General features: G+C 35.4%; 7 protein-coding genes. All 7 read right to left on the bottom strand.

Going from position 1 to position 13,737, the window contains the following annotated elements; genetic code table 11:
• Positions 1-4: 4 nt before the first annotated feature.
• The 7 genes from ABVM53_RS13050 to ABVM53_RS13020 all read right to left on the bottom strand — a co-directional run bounded on the left by ABVM53_RS13050 (position 5) and on the right by ABVM53_RS13020 (position 13,648).
• Entirely contained in the window at positions 5-3,112 is a 3,108-nt protein-coding gene (locus ABVM53_RS13050; RefSeq protein WP_405326820.1) for a glycoside hydrolase family 2 TIM barrel-domain containing protein, read from the bottom strand.
• Between the two features lie 20 nt (positions 3,113-3,132).
• Positions 3,133-4,473, bottom strand: coding sequence for a BNR repeat-containing protein (locus ABVM53_RS13045; RefSeq protein WP_405326818.1), 1,341 nt, complete (start codon positions 4,471-4,473; stop codon positions 3,133-3,135).
• Between the two features lie 105 nt (positions 4,474-4,578).
• Complete coding sequence (locus ABVM53_RS13040; protein WP_405326816.1) at positions 4,579-5,760, bottom strand: hypothetical protein; 1,182 nt, start codon at positions 5,758-5,760, stop codon at positions 4,579-4,581.
• A 263-nt stretch (positions 5,761-6,023) separates the two neighbouring features.
• A complete protein-coding gene (locus ABVM53_RS13035; protein WP_405326813.1) occupies positions 6,024-7,226 on the bottom strand; it encodes a DUF4998 domain-containing protein in 1,203 nt (400 codons plus the stop codon).
• A 20-nt stretch (positions 7,227-7,246) separates the two neighbouring features.
• Complete coding sequence (locus ABVM53_RS13030; protein ID WP_405326811.1) at positions 7,247-8,446, bottom strand: DUF4959 domain-containing protein; 1,200 nt, start codon at positions 8,444-8,446, stop codon at positions 7,247-7,249.
• A gap of 15 nt (positions 8,447-8,461) precedes the next feature.
• Positions 8,462-10,402 (bottom strand): RagB/SusD family nutrient uptake outer membrane protein, encoded by a 1,941-nt coding sequence (locus tag ABVM53_RS13025; protein WP_405326808.1) that lies wholly within the window; start codon positions 10,400-10,402, stop codon positions 8,462-8,464.
• A 12-nt stretch (positions 10,403-10,414) separates the two neighbouring features.
• Entirely contained in the window at positions 10,415-13,648 is a 3,234-nt protein-coding gene (locus tag ABVM53_RS13020; RefSeq protein WP_405326805.1) for a SusC/RagA family TonB-linked outer membrane protein, read from the bottom strand.
• Positions 13,649-13,737: the final 89 nt, after the last annotated feature.

Below are 13,737 nucleotides of genomic sequence, written 5' to 3'. Positions count from 1 at the left end.
AGGGCTATAATAATTTTATCGTATAGCTGTAGCTATACTTATCTTCTTCTAATCTATATTTCTCAAGTGGGTATTGTCCCCAACTGTTAAGACCTCCTAAACCACGTTGTTTTAAATCTAGATGAAGAAAAACTTTATCTTCTACCGTTAAGTCTGTAGGGTGTTTTTGATTTTTCTTCATTCCCGGATCAAGATCTTCTGTAGAAATATTAAGCGCACTAAAGCCTAAAGGTTGAGCAGCTTCAATATGTAATCCCTTACCTAAACTATTAGTGAGCGATAACCAGCGAGTGTCTGTATGATATCCTGATTCTTGCGGGCGTATATATGTCCAAGTGAATTGGTTTTCTACTTTATCTATATAGGTGCCTAAAAATGCCGATTCTTTTCGGTCAGAATAATTTTCCCATGGACCTCTACCGTAATACTTTAGATTATCAAAATCTCCATTTACAATCATACGCATTCCAAAACGTGGCATTTCTGGTAATTTTTTACCTGCCATATCCATACTTGCCGTAATTGTTATCGCCCCAGTATTATCTATTAAATAGGTAGTAAAATAAGGCACATCAACCCCTGCAAGTTGATATGTAAATGAGACCGGTAAACCCTTCTGACTAAGTTTGCCAACCTGAGCACTAACTAATTTTGCATCTTTAGAGGCCGTTTTCCAAGCTTGTAATTTTTTCGGCATTCCATTACCAAAATCATTATCCGTTGGTGCTCTCCAGAAATATGGTTGCGGAAATTCATTTACTACAACATCACCATTTTTAAGTTGGTATTTTTCAATGTGTCCCGTTTTAAGGTTAATAGTGCCCGTTGTATTTTCAGTATTGAATTGTAGCGTACCATTCTCAGTTTTAAAGGCAAGTTTACTTTCAGAAGATCTATCTTTCTTTGGAGCAAAGTAACTATTGATATTCATATCAAACTGCTCACGTGCAATTTCATAACCTGCAGGAATTAAAGCTGAAGCATTTTTTGTGTACGCGTAAACGTCTAAGAAATATTCACCTTGTGCCATTTCTGGTAAATCAAGTTTTACAGAATTTTGTGTATTGGGTTCTGCTGAAATACTAAAGTCACCTGTTTCTATAGAAATACCATCTTTTAATAAATTCCATTTAAAGTTGAATTTATCGAGATTGATATATTGATGTTCATTAGAAATATTTAGAGTTTTCCCTATAATTGAGAATTCTATAGGCTGATAAACTTTTTTAATCTCAGCTAAAGAAGGATGTGCAACACGATCTGCAGTAACTAACCCATTGGCATTGAAATTCTCATCATTCTGTAGGTCTTTACCTCCCAGATCACCACCATAAGCCCAGAATTCACGACCATCGTCTGTTTTTGCTCTTAGACCTTGATCTACCCAATCCCATATAAATCCACCTTGCATATGTGGACTACTGTCTATAATGTCCCAGTATTCTCTAAAGTTTCCACTACTATTCCCCATTGCATGAGAGTACTCACACATTATGTAAGGTCTTGTAACATCTGTACGCTCTGCATATTCTGTCATACTTTTGAGTCCTGGATACATAGGTGCAACTACATCTGTATTGCGATTTTGACCCGCCTGTTCAAACGTTACTAAACGTGAAGTATCTGTCTTTTTTAACCAGTCATAGGCTTCATAAAAAACAGGACCGTTGCCGCATTCATTACCCATAGACCATAAAATAATAGAAGTATGATTTTTATCCATCTCATACATACGCTTTATACGATCTAAATGTGCAGGTGCCCATTCTTCTAAATAAGCAGGATGCTTAGACTTATTTATTCTCCCCTGCCATTCTGCACCCATCGCATGTGTTTCAATATTTGCTTCGTCAACTATGTAAAATCCAAATTCATCTGCCAAATCATACACTTCCTGACCGTGTGAATAGTGACTCATTCGCACAGCATTAATATTGTTGCGCGCCATCAATTCAAAATCTTTCCGCGTCATCTCCAGATCTGGTACGTGACCTTTATCTGGATGATGCTCGTGCAAATTGACACCACGTACCGTTACGGCATTTCCATTAACTAGAAGTTGAGCATTTTTAAGTTCTACCTTTCTAAAACCAATGCGTCCCGAAGTTGCTACAATAGTATGTCCATTTTCATCTTCCAGTCTAATTAAATACGTGTATAATGTAGGTATTTCAGCGCTCCATTTCATTACCTTAGGAACTGAAAGTGCAAATGACAATTTTGAATTTGATGCTGCTGTAGCCTTTTTCTCTGCTAAAACTAAATCACCATTGGCATCAAATAAAGCTACCTGTACTCTTGTATTCCCAACTTTATTTTTGTTGAATGAGCGTATGTCAACCTCCGCAGAAAACTTTCCGTTCGTATAACTTTCATCGAGATCTCCGTTAACCCGGTAATCCCAAATTGTAGTTTTTGGCATTGCCTGTAGAAAAACTGTACGTTCTATACCACTCAACCTCCAGAAGTCCTGATCTTCTAGATAGCTCCCATCATGCCAGCGAGTTACTTGTACGGCTAGTAAATTCTCTCCTATACCTAAATAACTGGTAATATTAAACTCTGCAGGTGTTTTAGAAGCTTTTGTCATTCCTACTTCTGCACCATTAACAAAGATGCGAGCATATCCCGAAATTGAACCAAAGCTTAAAATCACTTCTTTATCATTCCATTCTTTAGGTAAAGAAAATGTGGTACGGTAACTTCCTACAGGATTGTAATCCCCATCTATAAATGGTGGATTTTTAGGAAATGGGTAGGCTACATTGGTGTAAATAGGAATATCAAAACCTTCAGTCTCCCAATTAGATGGTACATTAATCGCATCCCAATTACTATCATCTATATTGTTTTTATAGAAGTCTTGCGAAAGGGACTCCGGATTTTTTGCCAGTTTAAATTTCCAAGTTCCATTTAAACTTTTATAAAGTGAAGACTTCTCTGGAATATGTGTTTGAGCATTTTTTACATTCTCGTACAAAATAAAAGCACTACGGCCTTCTTCTTTATTTCTATCTAAAACTGTAGGATCTTCCCACTCGTTATGCTGGTTTTGAGCAAGTCCACTAAAAATGCAGACTATACTCAAGAGGTTTAAAAAAAAATTTCTCATTTAGTTAAATAATTGGAATTTTACAATTGGCTTTTATAAGGTAATTTTTTGAGTTCATTAATTTCTACTGGTGTTGCATTTCTTATTTTAAGTCCTTCACCATCTATCTGCACAACTTCTTGTTCAAAAATGTGCACCTTTCCCGTTTTCTTAAAGAGTTCTTTATCAAAATTAGGTTCCCAATCTCCCACACTTTTTTCGGTTAGATCTCGTATCTCCCAGGAACTTTCTTTATCTAAGTTTTTATAAGCTAAAGATATTTTGTTACCTCTAGAAGCATCTCTAAATAATAAATAGGTAATCTTTTCTCCAGACTCGTTCGAAATAAAAATTTCAGGTCTAGAAATCGGAATTTTTTTAGTTCCGCCACCGCCCAATTCAAATGCTGTTGATCTAAATGCAGTATTCTCTCTTTTCCAAGTTTGATTAATCGAGTAAACTATTTGATATTGTGTTTTTCCACCATCATTCCAGTAACTTGCGATATAAGGGTTACCTTGGTTATCTGTCGTCATTGCTGTTTGATTTATGAGACTACTATTTTGTGGGATTTTCCAAGAATATTCTGCGCTTGATTGCGTTATAGGTAACTGATATTTTTCACCAGTTGATTTTTGCCATGTAACACCATCATCAGTCGATTTTGCGTATGCTATATCGTGATTTGTTGCCACATCATATGTCTCACGCCATACCCAAGATAGATGTATGTTCCCATCTAAATCTACATACGCTTGCCAATAGGCATTTCTATAATTTTCGCCATCTATAAGATTTTGATAAAGCTGCGTCCACTTCTTTGTTTTAATATCGTATTTATTTAAAACTAAAACACCTCTACCCGATTGGCCTGAGCGATACATAAACAATAATCCTCCTGTTTTAGTTAGATTATAAAACTGTGGATATGATACTTTTTGCTCATTGATACCAGTCATTTTTATTTTGTCACTAAGCTCTAAACTTAAAGGAACTTTACTTTTTGCATAGCGTAGTTCATTATCATGATGATCCCAACTTACATGCAAATAACCCGCACCATCAACAGCTATACTAATAGCATTATGAGCATCTGTTGTATTGCCGGTATATTGTGTTTTTGATGTCAACCAGACACCATTAGGGAGTGTTCTCTTTGCTACAACGAGATAAGAATCAGCATCATAATAAGCTGTAAACTGTGTGTTATTATGTGTTGTCACGGCATTCTGTCGAAAAATTACTGTATTCACCGAATTAGAAGACCATCCCATTCCCACTAGAGATTTTGTAGTATTTATATTTTTTTGCTGAACACTACACGAGATGAAAATGCACCCTAAAAGACTGAAAATATTAAGCTTAAGTAAATTCATTTTCATCGAAATATAATTAAGTGTATAATATACGTTTAAAAATACTTATTTTATATGTAAAACTTGATGTTTTGTACATATTCAATTCAGGATTTAGTGTCTTAGATATCATTAATTTGAGGGTAAGCCATCTTTTTTCATTCCCTGAATAAGGAGAGCATGTATGATGTAGGTCATATCGTTACCATTATCCTCATGAGCACCATTTATACCATAGGGCCAAAAATGTATTTCATCACCTCTTACTGTAGCAGTATTATTGTTTGTCATCATCTGTAGTATTGCATTAGCTTCTACACCCTGATAAACTCCTGATTCGATCAAGTCATTCCATTTCCAGTGTTGCCCGACACCTACTGTATGGGCCATTTCGTGCATAGCCGTTCCTGTACGTTGATACCTTTCATTAGCACCTACTCTAATCGTGCCTGCAAAGTTTGCATCTGCCGTTGGCGTTCCTGGTGAATAATTAACAACAATGTGTTTTACAATTGAGGTAAAGCGATTGTAGTAATCTGTAGCTGTATCAAATGCTTCTTTAATGCGAATGTGATTTTCATTAGCTGTATCATAACCATTAAAAAAATAGGTGAATTTTCCTTTAGTAAGCGTTTTAACTACAACTTCATCTCCATAAACTATACGTTTGCTAGTTTTTGCAAAGGGTCTGATAAAATAGGATGTATTTTCTTTCAAATCTGAGATACACTCTGTAAATGAAGTGTTGATAACATCTCTTTTTACAATTTTATCTTTAAGACTTGGATTTTCATCAAGCGAATAAACTAAGCCTACTTCCTCAAATTCTGCAGCTCTGGTTTGATCTAAATTAATTGAAATAAAAATATCGTGAGCTCCAGAAATCTGTTTTTCTCCAATACTAATTAATGGAGATTCTGCAAATGTTGTTGTGAAATTTATTTCATTTCCATAAGCAATGTGCGTTTCTTTTTTAGCATACGCTCTGGCATAATACAAAGTACCTTCTAGTAGATTAGCAAGATTAACTTCAAACTCCCCTGGACTTTTTACTGTACCCGCTCTAGTTATATCTCCTTCATAATCTGGGTTAGCTGTAAGACCAAAAAGAATATCTCGATCTGTTATAGATGTCATACCATTATTAGTTGTTACCGAGTATGGCGCTAAATTTTCCGGCTCGTTTGTAATAAATGTTGCTAAGACAGTTTCATCTACAGGTTCTTTAATTAGGTTATTAACATTTAGAGCTTTTTCGCTAGAGCAGCCAACACTAAATAAAAAGAAAAATATATAGTTGAGAATTCGTTTCATGTTTTTTATCGAATAGCTAGACAGGTTTGATTTAAGACTACTAAAAATTCTCACCCTTATCTAAAAAATCAATCTCGTTGGAAATAAGCATTCACGTAGTGCAATCTTTATCTCTTATTTTTATTGGATTTTCTACTTAAAACTAGAGATTGTTTTCTTAAATGTAAGAAGTTGTAAAAGGCGATTTCTTGAAAAAAATTCATCCGCATAGTTCTACATATGCGGAATGAATTTCTTCATTAACTAATAAAAAAATTGACCTTTTACTTAACCACGATATCGAGTTTTAGAATTTTCCAATAACTCTGATCTACTGTAAAATCTGTAACTATACCTACTGAAACCGGCTTATTCTCTTCAGAAGTAAAATCAACAATTATATTACCCGTAGCTGATATTCTTTTGTAAGCGAGAACATCTGTAGATGTAATAATATCATCAATGTCTGGCAATCCATCACCTTTAGATACCACGGCGTAAACACGTGTGCCTGTTTCTGCCAGTTTATTTCCATTAGAAAGGTCAATGTTTAGAGTATATGTAGCAGGTTGTACCTCAACAACCTGATAAATTTTACCATTTCTAATTAATGGTGAACCCCAGCTTTCTAAACCCATTGCATCACGACCTCCATTGTTATCAAAACCTCCAACAGCAGGATTTCCATGGGTTTTAGCATTATCATTTGTAATCCAGTCTGACAAAGTCCCCCATCTGCCTGATCTCGCACTTGTTGCAAAAGGTAAACTCGCATTTAGAAGTAGAGGCTTTGGTATAGGTTTTAAATTACTATATGCGGTATAAAATGTATCAATTGCAGTTTTTTCTGGTTTAAATAGCGTGCGGTATTTATAGGTTGTAGATGATTTAAAATCAAGAATTGTAACCGCTGCACTATCTATAGGAACATAAATTTCTTTTATCTCATCACTAGTATTTGTGTACGATACTTGAGTACCTAAAACACCAGAAGTAAGATCCATCGAAGCATAATTTATTACCAAACTGTCTTCTATTAAATTATTTGCAATAACGGGTCTATTAAATAATGTTGCTTGGTAGCGGTCTCCATATACCTCTCCTGTTGCAGATACTGGAACAGAGCTATTACCCTGATCGTCAAAAGTGAGTATTTCAAAATTGTAAATGTTTTCTGGTAAGTCTGAAATTATTACTTCTAACGTATCTACCCCTATGGAACGGGTAATAGGTACTACAACGGAATCTTTTTTGCTTTCCCAGTACACTCTAAACTCTGTGATTTTAGGATCTGCATCTACAATACCCTGAATTTTAGCACGGTTTTTTCCAGAAAATATCTTTAATGAATCTACTTTTTCAGAGTAATTAATTTCTCCCGATACAGTAAAATCCTTAAAATCATCCATTTCTGCAACATCTCCACAGGAGCAGAGGCCTGTTACCAGTATTAGCAGAAGCATTTTTATTATTGTATGTATTTTCATGATTATAATACTTTATAAAATTAAAATTTAGTGTTACCGTAAACTTGAATTTCACCAATGGCTAAACTTTTACCACCTTCCCAGTTTTCTAGATTACGTATACGCAGATATCTCATTTTAGGCATATCTGCAGGCACTTCCCAACTAAAACCAGCAACTGCAGTTTCATAATCTTCATTATTTTGTTGTCCATAAGGAAGACCAGAAGGTTTAATCTCTTCATAGGTTCCTAAAAGTGTCCAGCTTGATAAATCTCCTGAAGTATCCAGTTCTTCGCTGCCATAAATCTCAAATCGTTTCATGCAGCCTTTATAATAGTAAGTACGCCCATTAAAATATTCTGGATAATCCCAAATAACGATTCGACTTAATTTAGCTTCTACACCCATATCAATTGTAAACATGTGTAAGTTCTCTGTATAGGTACCTTGCGTAAGATATACTCCAGACCAGTTCATTAAATTACCATCCCATAATCCACTAAGTGGAGTGGAGTTATGTCTTGGGGCATCATTAGGTAACTCCAATCCTCTATAACCTGATTTGGGAATAGCTTCTTCAAACAGAGGCTTAATTGTAGTAAATAACGTATCTGTATAATTTAACCAGCGATCTCTAACAGTTATAGCAAATTCTTGCGATAGAGTATCAAAACCCCGTATTGTACTGCTAATTTCATCAGTCGAAGTATAAACACTATTTGGATTTATCACCCAATCCCCAAGATCATCTTTTTCCATAAGTAGGAGCGCTACATCTTCTCGATCAGGGTTATCTGCTTTTAAATAGACTCCCCCAAAAGCAGCGCCAGACTCAACACTCTCATACACATCAAATATGGGGGCCCTTAACGGATTTACAGTAACTAGTACAGGTGCTGATTCTATTTCGCTACGATTTACGGTAGTAATTTTGACTTCGTTTGCCTGCGCTCCAGAAAACCCTTCTAATAACATACTAGAATTGTAGAACGAAGATTTCACTTCCATTTCTCTTCCGTTAGCAAGTGTATAACTCGCTTTTACATACAGTAAATCTTGGTCCTTAGGTAATTTATAGGATACCTTGGCTTTACCTTTTAAGTTTACTACACTAACATCTGTAACTTGTGAAGGTGCTTCAGAATTATTTTCTATCGGTGTTTGCAGATCCTCATCGGAACATGACACTCCAATGAGTAATCCCAGAACTGCTAAATAATTTAAAAATATTGTTTTCATGATTTTTCTTTTTTATTAATTCCATCCAGGATTCTGTACCAGATTTGAATTCTGTAAAAGTGCATATTCCCAAATCGGCCAGAAATAATCTCTAGGAGCTACAAAACGCTGCTGGTGCAAAGTTCTAATTTGGTAATATGCAGCCTCATCTTCTCCGTATACATTCCATCCTTGTATAGGTTGATTAAACTCACGCACTGCTTTTTTCCATCTTAACAAATCCCAGTAGCGTTGTCCTTCAAATGCAAGTTCTATTAAACGTTCTTGATGTATAATTTCACGCAAACCATTTTGTGAGCTTGGTTTATCTGGATTATTTGAGTATTGTGTCCAAGATTCTTCAACACCTGCTAAACCTGCACGATCTCTAATAAGATCTAAATAATGTAAAACTTCATTACTAGGACCATTTACTTCATTCAAAGCTTCTGCATACATTAAATACAAATCTGCCAGTCTCAATTCTGGCCAGGCGTAGGATCTAAATGAAGAACCATTAGCACCAAAGCTTTGATCATTATTAACCAGTTTTTTCAAGTAATAACCGGTTACATTAAAGAAAAATGCGTGATTGCTTCCTGCGTAATCTGCATACTTGCCTTCAATATGTGATACATTTTCAACATCTTGATCTGCATTGCGATACCATATAGAACCGTCAAAACCTAGGTCTGCATAAAAGCGATGCTCTCTATCAAAATTTAAACGAGATGTTCTATAGCCTTGAAGTATATTATTTCCTTCAGAGGAGTTTGCTTCTCTAATTTCTAATATATCGTTAAAATTCAGGCTCTTATCCTCATTAATAGGCACGCCATTTTTTGTGTAAAAAAGTTTTGCCATTTCAAGTGTAGGAGATATAATTTTTTCTGCAGATCTGTGATTATCATCAATAGATAAAGGAGCCATAGATTGACGCTGTAAATCTGAAACTACACTTTGAGTATTAGGCCATAATACTTCTTGACTTCTACGTAAGCTAACAGCATTCCGAATGCTTAATTTAATAGAGGTTGTATCAGATAAATTAAATGTGTTTCCTGAAAATTCATATAGGCTGTGTCCAGAATTCTTAGCTAGTTCTATAGCTTCTTGAGCTGCATCTAAAGCTTCTTGCCATTTAGATATTTCAAAAGACGTATTGTATAAAACTGTACCATCAGGGTTTACGACTCCGTTTAAATCCTCATTACCATTAAACAATGGACTGGCTGCTGTAAGCAATACTCGAGCTTTTAATCCCTTTGCGATAACCGAGGTTATACGACCATACTCTGTGTTTTGATCTGCAATAGAAGGAGGCAATATGGCTGCTGCTTCATCAAGTAATTCTATAACATAATCTATTCCTTCATCGTAAGGAGAACGCGGGATATCAAATTCTGAAGCATCTGCATCTATGCTCACATTTTCACGAATTATGGGAGAGGCACCATACATACGCATTATATAAAAATGGTAATATGCCTTTAAGAATTTTGCCTCGGCTATCCAGCGTTCACGTTCACTTGCATCTATATCAGGTACTTGTAAAGGATCGTTTAAATTCTCAATAAAAATATTGCAATGTCTAATTCCTTGAAACATGGGTTTTGCTTGAATTCTACCATCCCATGCATTATTAAAAGGATCGGCAGCGCTTTGTAAGCCTAAAGCTATATTCAAAGAAAAAGCAGTAATTGCTTGAAATTCATCGGGTATCCATAGCTCATCTCCAGCTAAAAATGCTGGGTTAGACACTAAATTTCCATTTTCTGGCATATATGAATAACAGGTAAACAAATATTTTTCGGCTTCATTACGCAGATTAAATACTTTATCTATCGTATTCACATTATCTGGTACAACATCCAGAAACTCTTCTTCGCAAGAGCTAAGTACAGTAAGAACTATTAAGGAAAGTACTAGTGAATGTAAGCGCCTTTTGCTTTTATTAGTATTAAATATCATATTCATAACTATTTTTTTTTAAAAGTCAAATTGTAAACCAAAATTGTAAACAGATTGTATAGGGTAGCCCAGACCGTTACCACCCATTTCTGGATCCCAAAGATCAAAACTGCTCCACACTGCAAGGTTTAGAGCACTCACATAAACACGCATCGATTTTATGTTTAAAGCATTCAACACTTTTTCTGGTGCTTTATATCCTATTTCTACATTCTTTAATCTTAAAAAATCCCCGTTGCGTAACCACCATGTAGATCTTTGAAGATTATTAATCTCTTGAGTTTGACTTAAACGTGGCCAAAACGCGTAGGCGTTACGATTATCCTCAGACCAATAATCTTCTGCTATTACATTTAATAATCCGTTTTGGTAGCGCCCTTCAACTACAAAGGGTGCTATACGCTCTGGACTTATGAAAAATGAGGACCTGGCAGATCCTTGAAAAAACATACTCAAATCAAAATTCTTATAACCTACACTACCCCCAAATCCATAAATGAATTCTGGTACAGTAGGTAAACCTATAGGCACTCTGTCTAGCGGTGTAATTTGACCATCACCGTTTACATCACGGTACTTGATATCACCACCGTTTACATCCCCAAATTGAGTAGGTGAGTTATTAACTTCTTCTTGATCTACAAAAAGTCGTTCTGCTATATATCCAAAAGTTTGATCAGAGTGCTGACCTACACGAGATAAATAGCTCAAATTATCAGGATAATTTAACTCATCATATTGGCTAATCTCATTAGTTGCATAAGTCATTGTAGCTCGCAACTGAGTCCACCAGTTATTGTTAAACTGTTTATTATAATCTAAAGCCACCTCAAAACCGTGGCTTTCAAGTTCTGCAAAATTTGCTTGTGGCTGAGCGGTTAATCCTATGACAGATCCAATCTCAGAACGTGTTTGTAAAATATTACTACGTTTCTGCTTGAAGATATCAAAGGTTAAATTTAAAGATCTGTAAAGCTCTAAGTCTATACCTAAATTGTATTGTTCAGACTCTTCCCAACCTATTTCTTCGTTAGGATATCTAGATACTAAAACACCCGGTCTCCCATAGTTAAAATCTTGCCCAAAAATTGCTCCGAAACCTCCATTATTTGAGTCAACATTAGATAAATAGAAAAAACGATCTCTATCTTCTCCAATTTGATCATTACCTGCTTTACCATAGGTGAGGCGTAACTTTAGATTAGTTACAGCATCGCTTATAGGTTCAAAGAATTTCTCTTTAGAAATTCTCCATCCTAAACCAACCGATGGAAAAAAGCCATAACGGTGACCTTTTGCAAAACGCTCTGAGCCATTATAACCAAAACTGAATGATGTTAAGTACCTATCATCAAATGAATATGAAAAACTACCTGATATACCGTGATTACGAAAAGGTAAAGAACCTTGCAAATCATCACCAACAACTCCATTTTCTGTACTATAAATTAAATTAAGTAACATAGCAGAAATCGCGTGCTTTTCTGCAAACGTGCGGTTATAATTTATTTGGGATTCATTATAAATTCTAGAGTTAATTCTTTGTGTATTAGAGCCACCTATAACATCTATAAATTCAGTACCTGTAAGGCCTATAGAGCCTTCACTCCCATCGTTAAGGACACTTAGACTTATTGAATTATCTATAGGATTAAGTGATGATGAATAGTAAAAAGGATTGTATTGTCTTTGTATTTGATAGAAGGCATAACGTCTTATATACCCCATCGATCTAAAGCTTAATCCTTCAGTAATAAAACTAAGGTCTTGCTTTATTTGTATTTGCGCCTGGATTGTAGATGCTTTACTAGTCTGATATCCTTTTACCATCTCTGCATACGGATTATATAATAGCGTATTTCCTCCTAGTTGTGAAGGAGCTCCTCCAAATAGTGGATGCTCTATAAGCGGTTTTAATTCTTGTGGGTAAATAGCAGGAAATGCTACAGGATTTGACCAAACAGCTGTATTAAAAACATAAGTACCTCCAGAAACTTCACCAAAAGGAGAATAGCGGTCGGTGCCACCTACAGGACCATTATAATCATCAAATTGACCATAAACATTAAGGGATAAATCTGTGGTTTCTGTAAGCTCAATATCTAGATTACTTCTTATAGAATAGTTACGTAATTTGATGTTGCTATTAAAGTTGTTAATGGGTTCTACATCAAGAATACCATTATCTATATTATAGGTACCTGCCACATAATATCGTGCTTTTTCTGAACCACCACTTGCACTAATATTTACACTTTCATTTACCGTATAATCTTTAACCATTTGATCTATCCAGTTATTACTAGGATATAAAAGGGGATTATCTCCCGCGGCAGTTCTATCTATTTTTGTTTGTGTATAGGGTAATATAGCCTGGCGGTCTCTAGTAAGAGCAGCTTCATTGGCCATATTCATATACGTGATATTATCTGCGAAGTTGAAATTTTTTGTGTTAGAAGATAAACGAGTCTGCGATCTAAAACTAAAGTTTGTTTTTCCAGATTTTCCGCGTTTGGTAGTAATCAAAACAACTCCATTTGCTCCACGTGCTCCGTAAACTGAAGCTGCCGCAGCATCTTTTAGGACTGAGAATGAATCAATATCATCAGGTTGTAGACGCGCTAAATCTGTAGAGGTAGATTCAATACCATCTATTAGAATTAAAGGATCACGTTTGCCAGATCCAAACGTACTCAAACCTCGTATAAAGAAATCTGAATTATCTGCACCAGGTTCTCCAGAACGTTGATATGAGATCATCCCTGGAACCCGCCCAGCAAGCATATTTGTGAGGTTGTTTGTAGGACCTTTTAATTGTTCAGGGTTAATTGAAACAACAGAAGTCACCACATTTGTTTTCTTCTGCTTTCCGCTAAAGGCAATTACGACCGTTTCTTCAAGCGATTCCTGACTTAAATTAAGAGTCATATCTATAGTCTGCTGCTCTCCTACAACCACTTCTTTTGTGATAAAACCTACAAATGAATAAATTAATGTAGCTCCCTTAGCAACCCGAATGCTATATCTACCATCAAAGTCTGTAGCGGTACCATTATTAGTTCCTTTTTCTTGGACGGTAACTCCAATTAGAGGTTGTTTATCATTACCATCATAAATAGTTCCTGTTACGATGTTTTGTAGAGGCTCTGTAAGCTCTTCAACCCCAGCATATAGACAACTGCAAGACAAACTACCTAAAACTAGGAGTATCCAACAAAATCGCTGCTTTGTTTTATAAATAATATTTATCATAATTTTCGTCTAAGTAATTTTATTCTATATTATCAAGTGTTTAGTTCAGTTAGATTTGATAGGTACATGGGTACTTTTACGAGTTTTAT

Origin of the sequence: Leeuwenhoekiella sp. LLG6367-2.1, assembly GCF_045055775.1 — a bacterium.
Taxonomy (GTDB): Bacteria; Bacteroidota; Bacteroidia; order Flavobacteriales; family Flavobacteriaceae; genus Leeuwenhoekiella; species Leeuwenhoekiella aequorea.
This window is presented reverse-complemented; position numbering and strand designations above follow the sequence as displayed.